This is a genomic window from Spirosoma liriopis (genome assembly GCF_023196085.1).
In the GTDB taxonomy this organism is placed as follows: domain Bacteria; phylum Bacteroidota; class Bacteroidia; order Cytophagales; family Spirosomataceae; genus Spirosoma; species Spirosoma oryzicola.
Genome location: NZ_JALPRF010000003.1, coordinates 289247 through 304460, shown reverse-complemented (window position 1 = coordinate 304460; position 15214 = coordinate 289247). Strand labels below are relative to the sequence as shown.

The 15214-nt window shown below is 43.6% G+C and carries 13 protein-coding genes and 1 tRNA gene; 1 reads left to right on the top strand and 13 read right to left on the bottom strand.

What is annotated here, in order from left to right; genetic code table 11:
* Window positions 1-83: 83 nt before the first annotated feature.
* From M0L20_RS18100 to M0L20_RS18040, 13 genes are all read right to left on the bottom strand, one after another.
* Window positions 84-1133, bottom strand: a complete 1050-nt coding sequence (locus M0L20_RS18100; RefSeq protein ID WP_248478401.1) for a DNA cytosine methyltransferase — start codon at window positions 1131-1133, stop codon at window positions 84-86.
* Window positions 1130-2644 (bottom strand): hypothetical protein, encoded by a 1515-nt coding sequence (locus tag M0L20_RS18095; RefSeq protein ID WP_248478400.1) that lies wholly within the window; start codon window positions 2642-2644, stop codon window positions 1130-1132. The genes M0L20_RS18100 and M0L20_RS18095 overlap by 4 nt, the downstream gene beginning before the upstream one ends.
* 11 nt (window positions 2645-2655) lie before the next feature.
* Window positions 2656-5367: a sensor histidine kinase gene (locus M0L20_RS18090; RefSeq protein ID WP_248478399.1), complete on the bottom strand. Its 2712-nt coding sequence runs from the start codon at window positions 5365-5367 to the stop codon at window positions 2656-2658.
* A gap of 305 nt (window positions 5368-5672) precedes the next feature.
* Window positions 5673-6257 (bottom strand): recombinase family protein, encoded by a 585-nt coding sequence (locus M0L20_RS18085; RefSeq protein WP_248478398.1) that lies wholly within the window; start codon window positions 6255-6257, stop codon window positions 5673-5675.
* Window positions 6258-6728: 471 nt separating this feature from the next.
* Window positions 6729-6902 (bottom strand): hypothetical protein, encoded by a 174-nt coding sequence (locus tag M0L20_RS18080; RefSeq protein WP_248478397.1) that lies wholly within the window; start codon window positions 6900-6902, stop codon window positions 6729-6731.
* Window positions 6903-6994: 92 nt separating this feature from the next.
* A complete protein-coding gene (locus tag M0L20_RS18075) occupies window positions 6995-8224 on the bottom strand; it encodes a phage integrase SAM-like domain-containing protein (RefSeq protein WP_248478396.1) in 1230 nt (409 codons plus the stop codon).
* Between the two features lie 250 nt (window positions 8225-8474).
* Window positions 8475-8561: transfer RNA gene (locus tag M0L20_RS18070), tRNA-Ser, on the bottom strand.
* 71 nt (window positions 8562-8632) lie between these two features.
* Complete coding sequence (locus M0L20_RS18065) at window positions 8633-9718, bottom strand: asparaginase (protein WP_248478395.1); 1086 nt, start codon at window positions 9716-9718, stop codon at window positions 8633-8635.
* A 24-nt stretch (window positions 9719-9742) separates the two neighbouring features.
* Window positions 9743-10546, bottom strand: coding sequence for a TatD family hydrolase (locus M0L20_RS18060; RefSeq protein WP_248478394.1), 804 nt, complete (start codon window positions 10544-10546; stop codon window positions 9743-9745).
* A 61-nt stretch (window positions 10547-10607) separates the two neighbouring features.
* Complete coding sequence (locus M0L20_RS18055; RefSeq protein ID WP_248478392.1) at window positions 10608-11657, bottom strand: glycosyltransferase; 1050 nt, start codon at window positions 11655-11657, stop codon at window positions 10608-10610.
* Window positions 11644-12291 (bottom strand): polysaccharide deacetylase family protein, encoded by a 648-nt coding sequence (locus M0L20_RS18050; RefSeq protein WP_232562335.1) that lies wholly within the window; start codon window positions 12289-12291, stop codon window positions 11644-11646. Before M0L20_RS18050 ends, M0L20_RS18055 begins: the two co-directional genes overlap by 14 nt.
* Before the next feature lie 103 nt (window positions 12292-12394).
* Window positions 12395-13516, bottom strand: a complete 1122-nt coding sequence (locus M0L20_RS18045; RefSeq protein WP_248478390.1) for a glycosyltransferase family 2 protein — start codon at window positions 13514-13516, stop codon at window positions 12395-12397.
* The gene (locus tag M0L20_RS18040; protein WP_248478388.1) at window positions 13513-14475 is read right to left on the bottom strand and encodes a lysylphosphatidylglycerol synthase transmembrane domain-containing protein; all 963 of its coding nucleotides are present in this window, start codon (window positions 14473-14475) and stop codon (window positions 13513-13515) included. The genes M0L20_RS18045 and M0L20_RS18040 overlap by 4 nt, the downstream gene beginning before the upstream one ends.
* 46 nt (window positions 14476-14521) lie before the next feature.
* Between M0L20_RS18040 and ruvC the strand changes: the two genes are divergently transcribed.
* Window positions 14522-15127 carry a crossover junction endodeoxyribonuclease RuvC gene (gene ruvC, locus M0L20_RS18035; protein WP_232562332.1) on the top strand — a complete coding sequence of 202 codons (606 nt, stop codon included), beginning with the start codon at window positions 14522-14524 and terminating at the stop codon, window positions 15125-15127.
* The last annotated feature ends 87 nt before the right edge of the window (window positions 15128-15214 follow it).

Here is a 15214-nt window from a genome sequence, read left to right as displayed (position 1 = left end):
ACCGAAAAATTAAAGTTTTAGATACCTAATTACCTAAAAAACAATGCATTACGCGTCACAAAAGGTGCAACTTTTTTAAATATCTAAATATCAGATGGTTCCAAATACGTGTCTAGATGATTTTTCAGATGGTTACATTGCACCTTGCTGAATCTTGGCGGAAGAGCATTACCTATCATCAATGCGAGATCTGCCTTTTTTATACTAACTGGAAACCGATAATTATCTGGAAACGATTGTAGTAAAGCGGCTTCACGAGGCGTTATAGCTCGATCCTGAACAGGATGAAGAAAACGTCCTTTTGATGGATTTAGACAACCGCCTGTTATAGTTGAAGAATAATCATCCCAACGTAACCTGCCGTATATATCGTTAAAACCAACATTTGGCTTAGAGTGACAGTTAAGTACGTACTCGCTTGGTAGATCTTTCCAACTGCCGCCGTTCTTTGGAGTAAGCTGGATACGCTTCATTACTGCGTCGGTATGCGTAGAAACCATTTTATGTAACTCATCATCTGTTTCGTCAGGTGATGGCAGATGTTCAATTTCGTGCCTCACAGTACGACGTTCGCCAGTTGGTCCTGCTACTAAAATTGGTGTGCTTTGTTTTAATCTACTCCCTAGTAATACAAGCCGTTTTCTACTTTGTGCTACTCCATAGTCTTTTACATTAACGACACGCACATCTACTTGATACCCCAACTCATCACTCGTTAATTCAGATACTACCTTCTTAAATTGGTCATACTCTTTCAATCCAGGAACATTTTCCATCATGATAGTATACGGCCTTAATTCTTTTACAAATCGTAGAAACTCAAGTATTAGTGAATTCCTTTTATCATCTACTGCTTGCTTTCGATTTAGTCTTCTAACAGAAGAAAAACCCTGACAAGGGGGGCAACCGGCCAATAAATGTAGCGTTTGTCCATTCAATTTCTTCTTTATACTCTCTAAGTCAACATTCCGTATGTCACCTTCTATTACTTCTGTACCAGGATGATTCATACGGTAAGTCTGCACTGCAACTGGTTCTAACTCAAAAGCTAAAACAGTTTCAAACCCAGCTTCATGCATGCCTTCTGTGAGGCCTCCACAGCCAGCGAATAAATCTGCCGCTAAATATTTCATGCTAATGCGTTTTGAATGGTTTTTGACAACTCCTCCTTTGCTTCCCTAGGATAATCTGGTACCCCATATCCAGACAACGATGAAAAAATATGCTGAACAGTAGCAGTTAAAAAAGGCTCATTCAACGTACACACTCGGCCATATTCATTGAAATGATCATATTTGATTGGTACATCTCTAACAGCAACTTCTTGTATTGCTTTTAAATCGGCTGGCATATCAATAAATGCCGAAGATAGCTCCTTAGGAAACATGATATAATCACTATACGTACCATCTATATGTTTGATGTATGGCATCAATAGAGGGTCACCACCCATACTTAAAGGAGCAGTTAAAGAATTTACGTTCATCGTTTTTGCAAAGTTCTTTCTCCTAGTAAGTTCTTGACTCTCTTTTATTTTGCTGCTTTCAGATGTTGTTGAAAGTAGAGGCACTAAATGAATATATCCTAAGTTTTTCTTCCAAAAGTGATTTAAATCACAATCTGGAGTCAAAACAAAGTATAGAGTTGACACGTCAAAAGTACCATCTTCATTTCTTTTTGCCAAAATGTCTCCTTTGCGTACATAATGGTCTGCAGTATGTGGAACATGATACAAACGATAAGACCAAAGTTCAGTAACTACTTGTAGGTCCTTGGCTTCTTCCTTAGCGGCTAACACTTCATGAGCAATATCCTCAGAAGAAATACTTCCTTTTAATCGCTCCGCAACTAAATCTATTAGTTCATCTACTACACTTTCATCTGTACCAAACTGATTTTCTTGAAAAAATTTCTTAAGTTCAGAGCTACTTCTCAGTTGAACTTTTATTTGTTCACCTAACATCTGCTTGATATCTAGATCTAATTGTGCAGTATTAGGACGTGCTAGCAAACTTAAGACTCGCTCTATATTTAAATGAGCTAATTTGGCTAGAATTCTATCTAGAGATTTATTAGTTACTTTTCGAATTGTACTACCAAACTTAACAGAAAAGTTGTTCTCTTGAAGTTCATTAGCCTTCTTGATTAAAGCTTCTGTTTCCTCACCTTTTTTATAAACACCCAGCCTATCTCTATAAGGGTTTAATTTAGGATCTTGAAGTGTTTCACTTACCTGATCTTCATTATTATCAGCTGTAAATATATACAGATACGCATGAGATGACTCAAGAATCTCCACTAAGATTTCAACATGATTCTCTACTGGTTGTGATCTATAAGTCCAATCAAAGATTATTAGGTCACTTCTAAAAATTTCATTTTCAAAAGCTTTCAAATAAAATTCAGGGTGTGTAAAACATGTTACACTATTCCAAAATGATATACCGTTCTCAGGAGTACTTGTTAGTTCATGAAAAAGACGATACAAATCTCTTTCTTCATTAGCGGAAAACTCTTCTTCTCCTTTTTCTACTAACAACTTGATTATAGAGGTTGGCAATGCACTGGTTCCACTAATAGAATTTCCTAACGATTGTAATGCGTCTAAAACTCCGTCATCAATAACTGTAATATTTAAGCCCATAAATAAATTTTTTAAATTTTTGCTAACTCTCTACTGGATGGTACATTTTCAAAGTCTAATGTAAATTGAGCACCGTTCAGGCCTGGTACTCTTTCTCTCTCATGGGTTTCATATATATCACCTCCAATATCGCGCATGTAATGACGGCATATATACAACCCCAAGCCACTTGGTGGAATCTTCATACTAGTACCTGGCTGAAATAGGTAAGGCCTTATACTTGAATGAACGCCTGGCCCATTATCAGCAATTATCACAGTTCTAGCTTTTGAATTTAAGATAATAGATATCCTTCTATTATTCCGAGTGAATCCAAGCCAGTGGCAACTATTGTCAATTAGATTAGATAATACTTGATTAAGCGAAGTATATCTACCCCAAACAAAAAAGTCTTCTTCGCTATTAACATGAAAATTTATTTCAGAACGATTAAGCTTCCGTTCATACAAATCTTTTGTGTATTGAACAGATTTCATAATATTGAACTGACTCTTCTTTTCATTTCTTACTGCTCTTAGGGGCCCTAGCCGATTCAATTCTGACCTGAAAGATTTTGAGGCATCTTTCAAATTTATTATAGTTTCGGGTTGTGTGTCACCTTGCTCTAAGAGCTTAATCGCGCCATTGTAAAAATTAGATGTGATTTTTGCTAGCTCATGAATAGCTACAGCCACTGAAATCCCATATCCAGCCCATTCAGTAAAAAGGTTTTGATTACTTTCAAGTATTTGCAGGCTTTGTCTCAAAGAGCTTAAAGAGCTACTTAGATTTAGGAGTCTCTGAGATCTATCTTCAACGGGGATCTGATCAAATATTGTGAAAGGATCTTGTACAACAGGGTAACGAGTAGTTATATTTCCAATCAAATCTGCATTGTCTTTTAGAACGTTACCTAGTCTTTTAGGGTCAGAAATAACACCTTTGACGAGTTCCCCGTACATATTTCGTTTACCAATATACTGTACCTCAAGAATTGCTGTGATAGCTGTTGAAACAAGCATCTTCAAATCCTCAAAAGCCATATTTTGTATAAGGCCCTCACGATTGGTCTTATCTACGAGTAAATCATTTCCTAACTGCTCAATCTCTACATTACCAATCATATGGTAATAAGACATTCTATACGTCTGCTTAATTTGACGTTGAGCTAAGTCTAACCAATCGTGAGCTCGACCAATTTCTGGCGGGTAAACGATTATATTATCTCGATATATAGAAACGCCCCCATGATTATCCAGGTACTCAAAGAGTGTCTTAGCATCTGCTCTTCCAACTGTCCATTTAGCATCTCTATACCATACGTCTATATAGATAAAAAAAGGGCCACATTTTGGCGAACGATACCCTGATTTTGGGTTATCAGGATTATTTAGCCAGTAACCTTTTGTATTATTTACTCGTAAATCATAGTCTTTTTCTGCCCAAGCTTCTTCTGCTAATGGTATAGAAGGTGATGGTTTGAACAAGAGCTTATAAGACATAACACCGTATTCATTTACATGAGCTGAAAAAGTGAAGTTTGGTATAAAGCCTTTATATATTGGTTCATTCGGTAGATCTGATATTTGAGGACATTCAATACTTACTCTAAATATTGAATGATATTGCTCTGGTTTTGGATTAGGAGAATTTAAGGCAATTATGGAATCATTTATATCTTCTATAATTTCTTTACTCCAAGTAAAGTTTTCTCTTCCACCATATATAATAATTCTAGTTCCACTTTTATTTACACCGTAGTTCCAAGACTGCTTTTGTCTACTTAGAGTAACACCAATAGAATCTAAATCAATAAGTCCATTTGAATAGTTATCGAAGAGATCCCAATCAATCTTTAAGACAAGTTCATAATCTATATCTTTAGTTTTTGTATGAATTTCTAAGAAGCGTCCTAATCGATGGGTGGCAAAGCGACCAACGCCTTTTTCTCCTAATGGAACACGGTTTCTTTTAAACTGGTTAAGTAAGCTATTATAACTGCCTAACCTACCGGCTTCTAAGGCTTTTTTACGTTCTAACCTTATTTGTTCCTTTATGTTTGTTTTAAAAGTTGTTGCAGGCCGAAGCCATGCATCTTCTATTATTTGACGCGTCATTCCAACACCGTCATCTTCTATTACAATTACAGGACCATCATATTGATTGAATTCATACAGCGATGGCTCTACTGGTGGAATGTCTGGGAATTTTTCAAGTCTCACTCTACAATATGTAGCGTCTGCATCTAGTGCGTTTTTTACAAGCTCTAAAATTCCTACCTTTTCAGACCCGATTAACTGTTCGCCTAGTACTTTTATTAGATGAGCATCAGTCTTAAAGTTCAATCTGATTCCTCCATCTAAACATATTTCATCTAATAGTCTTGATGAAATCTTTCTAACTGCATTTTGAGAATTATAGTAGGGAGATTCAGACTCAAGAATTTTACCTGATTCATCTTTATATGACACTTCGTGTGTAAAAGGCTTGAAATCATCTAATTCAACGAAATAGTATCCTGGCTGACGCTTATCTGGGAATGGTGGCTTAGTGATTTTTCCATACCCAAAAAATACTCCTTTTCCTGACTTTGTCGGTTCGTAATAAATAAATTCTAAGGGTAATTCATCAAAAGAATTCAAGTACGTTTTCTTTTCATTAGCAGGAAAATGGTAGAACTTACCAATAAAATCATTATAATTTGAATCCTCTCTATATTGACAAAGAACCAAACAGTTTCTCATTATTGACAAATTATGAGTTTAATTTATTAAATTGACTAATTAAACATTACCGTAAGTTGCACAATGTAGATAATACATTGTTGCGCAATATCTAAATATTTATCTTTAGCTAAAGAGTGAATTTATTCTTTCTATTAGAACATTTAAGTATTATTAGTCTTTATATACTAGTTCTGAATATAAGAATCTCTTATTACTAATAAGTATTTAAGTTTATAGTTGTCTACACTTTCATAATTACCCTAATTTATTTATAACAAGTAAACAATGGCCATTTACTACTCTTTATGTAGAGTATGTTATAACTAATCAACTTTACATCTATTTTTCACTCCTCTGAAATTCAAATACTTATACACAGTCATTCTAGATAGCTTTAGTTGATTTGCAATTAACTTTATTGAGTAACCCTCTAAGTATAATGATTCTGCAATTCTAGCGGCTTTCTGAGATTCTTCGCTCAAACCTTTGGGCCTACCGCCGATGTTACCCTTCAGTCGAGCCGATACTAAGCCTGCCATAGTACGCTCTCTGGTTTGCGCTCTTTCGAATTCAGCCAAGCTACAGAAAATGTGAAAAACCAGTTTCCCACTCGCTGTGCTAGTGTCAATCTTATCATTAATACTGAAGAACGTTACACCTATTTGAGCAAAGGTTTCAACTATTTCAATCAGATGGGTCAGATTGCGACCTAAGCGATCAAGCTTCCAGACAACTACTTCATCACCGGGTCTCAACCGTTGCATCATATGATTTAGCTGTGGTCTATCCTTCCCCCCCCCACCAACCTTTTCCTGGAAAATCAAACCACACTCTTCTTTTTGCAAAGCAGCAATCTGGAGATCTAAATTCTGATCGTGCGTTGAAACGCGGGCGTAGCCTATTTTCATCTGTCAAATATAACGTACGGTTTTGTAGACACAAGAACCAACAAGCTGTTTGCCCCTATTTGTGTCCACAATACTTGTCCATTATTCCCTGTCCAGTGTTTACCGTTTTTTTGGACATAAAAAAAGCCCAACAAGACATGTTGAGCTTTTTTATCTTCAAACATATAATCAATATCTAGGGTCAAAATACTCGGCTCCATCTATGAATGTCCTTCTTTCTTGTCCTCGAAACTGAATAGTAGATTTCCTATACGATTGTCTGGCTGCTTGGTCTTCTGATTCAGCTTCGATAATTAAGGTTTCCTCCTGTTCCTCTGTGAAATGACCAGTTAAAGGGTCTTGTCCTGCTTCGCGTAATACTCGAACCGAATATGTTTTCATATTAACTATATGTCTTTGTTAAATCTTCTACTAATTAATGAGTCAAAGGTATTTGGTTGTTTTGAAACAACCAAATACCTAACAAATTTATTATTTTATTTCACCATTTTGATCTAAGTCAATAGTTAAAAGGTAGAATCTACCAAACTTCTCTATTTTCTTAACGTATGGTATATCAGCACCTTGTCTTATCTGTTTTGTAACTGCGCTTAAAGATATAGATCTCATTTCTGCATATTCTTTTGGAGTCATTTTTTTCTTCATATCCAAATATAGTAGGTTGTTTTAAAACAACCAAAATGCTTTTTACTTTACTAAAGCATCTTCAAGCTTGAAGATGCTTTAGTAAACAACTACTAGATAGACCTATTACGTCGACGATCTTTCATCGCCTTACTGGCTTTTAGTTCGACTGATACCCGACGTTCATCGGGACGGCCGTACACTTCCATGCCTTTATCTGACTTCCTACCAAGCAGCACTTTAATAGCGTCAGTGGTCAATCCTAAAGTATTGAAGCACCAGTCTGTAAATGTCTTGCGGCCAGCCTTGCTGGAAAGTTCAGGATGCAGGTTCATCTCAGCAGCTACCAGCTTGAGCCAATAGTTGAACTTGACCAAACTGATAAGTGGCAATTTGTCCCAACCACCATACTTAGCAACGATCTTTTTGACCTCATCAAATTGCGGAATTTTGGCCATCACATCAGTTTTAATGCGGGCTTTCATCAGCCATACTTCGCCATCGATACCAAGCCGCAGGGCCGTCTTATGCTCTCTGATGAAGTCTTCAAGATCACCATAGTGAAAGCCAGTGCGACATAATATGATGAATAGGTCAGCTATCTGTTGCAGCTTTGGACTCTTAAAGTGATGCTTTAACAGCTTTTCAAATTCTTCATTAGTCAGAAACACCGGGTCACCATACGTTATGCCTTTCACTTTGTAACCGTCTAACGGGTTCTTATCAGCGAGCTTGTTTAGCTTAGCCCAGATAATGACGTTTTTGATTGTCTGGGTCTGTTTAGCAATGTAGCTATCAGCATGGCCAACCTTGCCATTTTCCTGCTTAAACTTCTTCATCCAACTCCGGTAGGCTTTTATCCAGGTTAAATCAAAGTCTTCGACCAGTAGATCAGTGGCTTTTCGCGAGATGAGAAAATCAGTGAGTTTTTTGCGAACGTTGTCGTAGACGGTAATGGTCTCAGCCACCAGATTGCGCTCTACATCCGTACGGCATTCCTTCAAGTAAAGCTCGAAGGCCGACAACAAACTTACTGATGAATTCTGGCCCTCGTACAAGCGTCTGATCTTGGCTGCGGTGATCGGTTCCTTCTTACGGAACAGATCATTAAAATGGGCTCTTAATTGGCTGCGCATTGTATCAAGATGCTCATTCCAAAAACCAGATTGCGGTTCAGCGGCCTTAACCCGTTCACCGTCCCAGTTGTTCCAGTCGACAGTGACGCCTGTACTACCGATGTCAATTCGTTCACCGCCTACCGAAATGCGGCAGTAGATAACGGCTTTACCTTTTTGTTTGCTTCTGCGACGCCAGAAACTAATGTCCATTCTTGAAATGATCATATATCGCTGCATTTAGTGCAGCGAGTGGAGAGAAGAGTAGGGTACCGTGTTAAGGCGAATGTTGTGTAAGCGGCAGCAATCCTTTTAATCGGGTTTTAATCCTAGCCTACACAGGTGTCACCAGCGATCTAAGGGTGTCATCACAGGTGTCATCAAGCAATAAAATCGAGGCAGATTGGCCAAAAAAGGCTAAAAAAAAAGCCTGATACAGGTTTGTATCAGGCATCAGTTCATTATAAATGCATTCTTGCAGAGAGCGAGGGATTCGAACCCCCGGTACCCTTGCGAGTACTTCTGATTTCGAATCAGACCCGTTCGACCACTCCGGCAGCTCTCTGTTTCGTTTGGGAGTGCAAATATGCATCATTGTTTTCTTCGACGCAATACCCACCTATCAAAAAATAGCGTTTATTCGCTTATCTCACCACTTATTGACTTACTCAACAGGTTTCGCACCTGAATCGGGTCGGCTTCACGTCCTAACACAACCATCAGTTTTGTGATGGCGGCCTCTGTTGTACTATCTGCTCCGCTTATAACACCAATTTGTTGCAGCCGTTTACTCGTTTGGTAGCGTCCCTGCGTCACACGCCCACCGTTACATTGTGATACGTTGAATAAGACAATTCCCTTATCAATTGCTTTTTCGAGCGTATTTAAAAACCAGCTATCTGTTGGTGCGTTACCCGCTCCGAACGTTTCAAGTACAACGCCACGCAGATTCGGAATAGTCAAAATCGATTCCACGACGGGTTGAGTAATTCCGGGAAACAGTTTCAGGATGGTTACGTTTGAGTCGAGTGCTGTTTGAACGCGCAGCGACAAATCGGCCTGGTAAGGACGGATGTAAGGTCGATTATAATCAATACTAACGCCTGCGGTCGCGAGAGGTGGATAATTTTCGGACGTGAAGGCGTTGAACTGAACACTTTCGTGCTTGGTGGCCCGGTTTCCCCTCAACAAAAATGAATTAAAATAGACACATACTTCGGGCACAATAGGACGCCCCTCCTGTTGCGAACTCGTATCAACATCGGCGGCAATCTCCAGTGCAGTAATAAAATTCTCTCGGGCATCGGTACGTGCGACACCGATTGGTAATTGAGCCCCGGTCAAAATAACCGGCTTCGTCAAGCCTGTAAGCATAAAACTCAGCGCCGAAGCCGTGTAGGCCATCGTGTCGGTACCGTGCAGAATGACAAAGCTATCGTATTCGTTATAATACCGCTCGATCAACTGCGCCAGTTCTACCCAAACGGCGGGCTTCATGTTCGATGAATCGATGATCTCGGGAAGCGTCAAGATCGTAATTTCGAAATCGAGCCGGTTCAATTCAGGAACTCGCTCAAGCACTTGCTCAAAATTAAACGGAATTAGCTGGCTGGCTTTGGGATCGTAAACCATTCCAAAAGTGCCCCCTGTATAAATAACCAACACCGACGAACGGGGTTGCTTTGGGCGAACCGGATTTATGCGAACTGTTTTGTACTCCATTTATGCTGTAGAATAGTATGGCGATCAACCCGGTAGCAGGTTGTCGTATAATGACGGAAGAAGAGACAGGGCGTTTGCTGTTGTGTGGCGCGCGATATCATCCACGCTTATCTGTTTGAGGTCAGCGACGCGCTGAGCAATTAGTGGAATGTACGATGGTTCATTTCGCTTGCCCCGGTAAGGCACGGGCGCTAGATAAGGCGCGTCAGTTTCCAGCACCAGGGCATCCAGGCTAATATGGGGTAGCACCTTGTCCAGACCGCCGTTTTTGAAGGTACTGACGCCACCGATTCCTAGTTTAAAGCCCATTTCGATGGCTCGGTTGGCTTCGTCGAGGGTCCCGACGAAACAGTGAAAAATGCCGGTAAGTCCGGGCAGGGCGAGCTTTTCGATCACATCGGCGGCTTCCTTAAATGCGTTTCGGTCGTGGCCCGAACGAGTGTGCATCGACACCGGCAACTTTTGTTCAGCGGCCCACCGGAGCTGCGTTTTGAAAGCGACAAACTGCTGCTCAACAAATGTCATGTCCCAGTAAAAATCCAGCCCGATTTCACCAACGCCCATGAACGCATTTCGATTCAGATGATCCTCAACAGCCGCTAACTCGTCCTCAACTGTGTCGTTGACGTAAGCCGGATGCAGACCCACCATTGGTAAACAGCGGTCGGGGTATTGCTCGGCCAAAGCCATCATACCCGGAATGGTTTCGCGGGCGCAGTTCGGCATCCATATCTGGCCAATTTGTTGCGATTCAGCCCGCTCCAACATGGCATTAAGCTCGTCGGTAAACTGATCGTCGTAAATATGTGCGTGTGTATCAATAAACATTCTACATCGTTGATTCAATGGCTACCAGCGGCAATCCACTGACTTTTATGCTGTATGTGAGCTATTTATAGTTTCGTTCCTTCCAGTTGATCGGAGTCGGTAACCAATAGAACAACACGGATAACGGGCCAATAAGCAGTTGGTAGCCATCAAACAGCAACGCATACGGCCACAAGTTGGTTTGCCGCAAGCGACTTAATCCAACCGAGATCGCCAGCGTTTGTATCATCAACCGCACCACGTAAAGACCAACGGCAGCCATTGGAGCAACCCAAAATAACAGTATGAACAGAGGTAAAGCAAGGTATTGAAGGTAAAGCGCGGTGACGATCCAACCCGGCAATTGAACTGCTCCGCGCATCCAGCGTTTGCGCTGGTTCAGGAATGAAGACAGCGTATCGACCGCTTTCGTCCGGGCTAAAACCCGTTCGTCGAGAACATTTCGGAAATCGTACCCCTGCTGCACAATCGCCCTAAACAGTGTGTAGTCTTCGGTCACGGAAAACGGCAATGCGTCATACCCGCCAACGGCCTCATAGGCGATTCGACTTACAGCCATGTTGTTACCCATCGCTGTAACTGGAATACCGACCGCGCCAAGCAGGTACGTTACCGTTAAATTATACAGCCAGTCTATTGTTTGTAGTTTGTGAAAGAATCGTGGCCCCTCAGGCAAGGTCACCCCCGTAACAATACCCACTGGGTTCGTCAGTTGTCGGAGCAGTTCGTGGACCCAGTCGGACGGTACGGTTGTGTCGGCATCCGTGAAGAAAAAATAATCCCCATTAGCCCGACGCGCCAGTTGAGCCAGCACATTCGCTTTCCCGCGCAATCCATCGACGGTTTCGGTGATGTCGATCAATCGATACTGCGGTTTATCGACAATGTAAGCAGCTACAAGCGAGGCCGTTTGGTCCGTCGATTGATCGTTACCAATGAGAACTTCCAACGCATCAAACGGGAATGAAAGCTGCGTTATAGCCTGTAAACAGTTCAGAATGGTGGACTCTTCGTTACGGGCTGCAATCAGGATGCTGACCGATGGAGCAAGCGCCCCAGCACCAGACCGGCTTGCGCTGACCTCATTCGGCTGGCGGTCAGTATCCGGCATAAACGGGTTGCGGCACGGCGCGGAATGAATACCCTCGCTCGGCAAAATAAGCCAGCATCCGAGGTAGCACATAGCGCATGGTCGGGAATGCTTTCAGGCTATCATGGAAAACGACAATAGAACCAGGCTGGGTGTACTGAATTGTTTTACGCAAGCATACGTCCGGATGCAAAGTTCGGTCGAAATCGCCGGTTAGTACATCCCACATCACTACGGCGTAATTTTCCATTACCTCAGCCGCCTGCGTCTTCTTAATCCGGCCATAAGGGGGCCGAAATAGGGCGGTTTCGATACTTAGTTCCTGCTGACATTTTTGGATATTTTCCAGATAGTCGGCATCGTCCGTTTTCCAGCCATTCAGGTGATTGAAGGTATGGTTACCAACCATATGCCCCGCTTCCAGCACTTTGTAAAGCATATCCCGGTGCTTTCTGACGTTATCACCAATGCAAAAGAAAGTTGCCTGAGCTGCGTATCGATCCAGCTGTTCGAGCACAAATTCGGTCACCTCTGGAATTGGCCCGTCATCGAACGTTAGGTAGATTGTTGGCTCGGCAGCATCCTCGATCTTCCACCAAAATTCGGGATAAACCGTCCGGAGTAGGAAATTTGACTTATGCAGAAAGAAAGACAAAGCTGTTTCGGTTTATAGTTTACGGTTCAGATTTATGGCTCAGGTCTATGGTTTACCAGCTCGCTCAACGTAACCAGGCCAAAGCGATGCGCAATCAGCCTGTTTAGTTAAGATCGCGCCCTTTCCAACGATAGCCTTTTCCCTGGGCAACCAGACCAAAGAATACGACATAAACCGGATAGAACAACTGCGTCAATGGAATTGCGGCCACGGACGATTTTTTTTGTAAAAAAACAAGAACCTGCCGTAAAAACAAAAACTCCGGCAGAACCTTTAAGGCGACAACGGAAAGTGTAACCGTTCCGTTTAAAAATCCGAGTAACCAGCCTACTACGGCCAATAGCGGGGCCATGTTGCTTAGGAAAATAAATACCGCCAGTACCGTTGGCGCCCAGCTCTGGTACATACGCCATTTGCTGGCCCAGCGTTTTCGCTGGTTGTAAAATGCTTTCCACGACCGGTGTGGCTGCGTCCTGACAACGGCTTTTTCGCTTTTCAGAAAACCAACCTCGCCGGGGTAACGAACCGCCATTTTGTGCATCAGAAACTCATCGTCGCCCGAAGCCAGCTGATCGACCCCCGCAAACCCACCTACCTCGGCAAAAGCCGCTTTTTCGTAGCATAGGTTAGCCCCGTTGCACATGGTCGGCCAGCCAAGCGCCATCGTGCAGGCTCCCGACCCGATCAGACTGGAAAACTCTACCGTTTGTAAGGAGTCAAAAACGGATTGATTGGTTGTGAAGGTAACAGGCCCCGAAATCAGTTTTAATCCGGTTTTTTGGTAGAACGTGGCAAAAGCCGATAGCCAGTCCGGTCCCACGCGGCAGTCGCCATCGGTCGTTAGAATCAGATGACCCTGCGCAATAGCGATACTTTGGGTGATAGCGCGCTTTTTGGGCGAAGCCGTTCGTTCATCGGACAACGCCAGTAACCGCAACGGAAACGACGCCTGACGAATATGTTGTTGCACGACAGCCCCTGTCTGGTCGGTAGACGAATCATCGGCCACGATCACCTCGAAGTTTCGGTACGTCTGTCGGTCGAGATCCGTCAGTAGCGCCCCGATGTTGTCGGCTTCATTGCGGACCGGAATAATGACCGTCACAAGCGGTCCCGCTGACCCGTTTTGCGGTGGATTAACGGCGGGTATCCGCAACCAGGTTAGCCAGAGCAGGAGTGTAAACAGGAAGTAGATCACGCTAACCGCCAACAAAAAAAGAATCATTCAGCCGTTAGTTTTAGTTTCCACACCCAAATCAAACCGACCAGTACGGGTGTCAATACATTGGCGAACCAGAGCGTCAGCGTGGCCGTCAGCAACACCGGAGCCGGAATACCGAATGGCGCAAACACCCACAACGACGCAGCTTCCCGAACGCCCAGATCACTCAGCAAATTGAAGGCAGGCGTCATGGTTTTAGCCAGAAAAACGAGCCCAACGCCCGAGGCTGCGACAGCGCCCGGCAGAGTGATACCCAGCAGGCGAAGAGCGATGTAAAACTGAGCCGAAAAAACAAGGTAACGAACGGCAGCCGCAACAAGTGCTAATCCAATCTCGCGGTCATCGTACTGTCCCGCAACGGCCCAATACGACGCATACCGCTGCGCGTTTGGAAACCGTTCCAGCCAACGCACGAGCGGACGACGCACGAAGCCGAATACAACGCCGAGTCCAGACAAACCAGCCAGGACCGCCAGCAGCCCCTGTCCGCCGAGGGTGTTTCGTTCCGGCACGACGGTCAGATGATGCCACCAGGCTGCGGCTCCAAACACGAGTGCGACGTAAAACTGCATGCCGCCCGATACCAGCGAGGCACCGACAGCTCCCGCCCGGTTTGTACGCAGCGACAGCACCCGTCCGGCTGTATCGCCCAACTGAGCCGGTAACGCAAACCCCAGCGCGACACCCGCCAGCACACCTTTGTAGGCTTGCCAGAAATTGACGCCTTCCACACGACGGAGCAAAATCTGCCATTTGAGCGCTTCGAAGCCCCAGTTTACGGGCGTCAGCATCAACAGCGCCAGCATCCATCGTTCGGGGTGAGCGACGGTTCGGATCTGACGGTTTACGACAGTCCAATCGAACTGCTGTTGCCGTAACACGTAGCCGATATAAACGACAAGTCCGGCCAAAACGACGATTTTAGCCCAAAACGTGATTTTTTTAGTTAGTTTCAGCGACAAAACGTATAAGAACACGTTACTTTGCAAAGAGCACAACGCTACATTCATGATTATTACTCCTAAATCACCCAACGTTTCCCCGGAAAGCCGTATCCCAGAAAAAATTATTCTGGGAGTCGACCCAGGCACCCAGGTCGCCGGTTATGGCATCATTTCCGTTAAAGCGGGCGTGATGACTATGATTGAGCATGGCGTTGTTCAGTTGAGCAAATATACGACCTACCAACTGAAGCTCCAGAAACTCTACGAAACCATTCTGCGGCTGATCGATGAGTACCACCCCGACGAGATGGCGATTGAAGACCCATTCTTCGGTAAAAACGTGCAGGCCATGCTGAAGCTGGGCCGGGCGCAGGGGGTTGTGATGGCCGCTGCCCTGTCGCGCAATATTCCTATCGTGGAATACGCGCCCCGACGTATTAAACAGTCGGTGACGGGCAACGGGAACGCAAGTAAAGATCAGGTATCGCACATGGTCGGGCATCTGCTTGGCGAAAACCTGAATCCGCAGTTTTTCGACGCAACCGACGCGCTGGCGATTGCCGTTTGCCACCATTTTCACGCCAACGCGCTACCAACGGTGTCGAACAAGAAAACAAAAAAAGGGGCCTGGGGCGCTTTTGTGAGCGAAAATTCAGGGCGTGTTATGTAATAATCTTCTTCGGTCCCTTATACCATTAAAAAACGAATTGGCTGACCACGCTTTCCGTAGTCAGCCAATTCGTTTTTTACGTCTTTC

What these genes read in the sequence shown, in the direction of transcription:
- M0L20_RS18100 (WP_248478401.1), bottom strand. Translation starts at nt 1,133, where the DNA reads ATGAAATATTTAGCGGCAGATTTATTCGCTGGCTGTGGAGGCCTCACA.
- M0L20_RS18090 (WP_248478399.1), bottom strand. Translation starts at nt 5,367, where the DNA reads ATGAGAAACTGTTTGGTTCTTTGTCAATATAGAGAGGATTCAAATTAT.
- M0L20_RS18045 (WP_248478390.1), bottom strand. Translation starts at nt 13,516, where the DNA reads ATGATTCTTTTTTTGTTGGCGGTTAGCGTGATCTACTTCCTGTTTACA.
- M0L20_RS18085 (WP_248478398.1), bottom strand. Translation starts at nt 6,257, where the DNA reads ATGAAAATAGGCTACGCCCGCGTTTCAACGCACGATCAGAATTTAGAT.
- M0L20_RS18080 (WP_248478397.1), bottom strand. Translation starts at nt 6,902, where the DNA reads ATGAAGAAAAAAATGACTCCAAAAGAATATGCAGAAATGAGATCTATA.
- M0L20_RS18055 (WP_248478392.1), bottom strand. Translation starts at nt 11,657, where the DNA reads ATGCCGGATACTGACCGCCAGCCGAATGAGGTCAGCGCAAGCCGGTCT.
- M0L20_RS18075 (WP_248478396.1), bottom strand. Translation starts at nt 8,224, where the DNA reads ATGATCATTTCAAGAATGGACATTAGTTTCTGGCGTCGCAGAAGCAAA.
- M0L20_RS18095 (WP_248478400.1), bottom strand. Translation starts at nt 2,644, where the DNA reads ATGGGCTTAAATATTACAGTTATTGATGACGGAGTTTTAGACGCATTA.
- M0L20_RS18065 (WP_248478395.1), bottom strand. Translation starts at nt 9,718, where the DNA reads ATGGAGTACAAAACAGTTCGCATAAATCCGGTTCGCCCAAAGCAACCC.
- ruvC (WP_232562332.1), top strand. Translation starts at nt 14,522, where the DNA reads ATGATTATTACTCCTAAATCACCCAACGTTTCCCCGGAAAGCCGTATC.
- M0L20_RS18060 (WP_248478394.1), bottom strand. Translation starts at nt 10,546, where the DNA reads ATGTTTATTGATACACACGCACATATTTACGACGATCAGTTTACCGAC.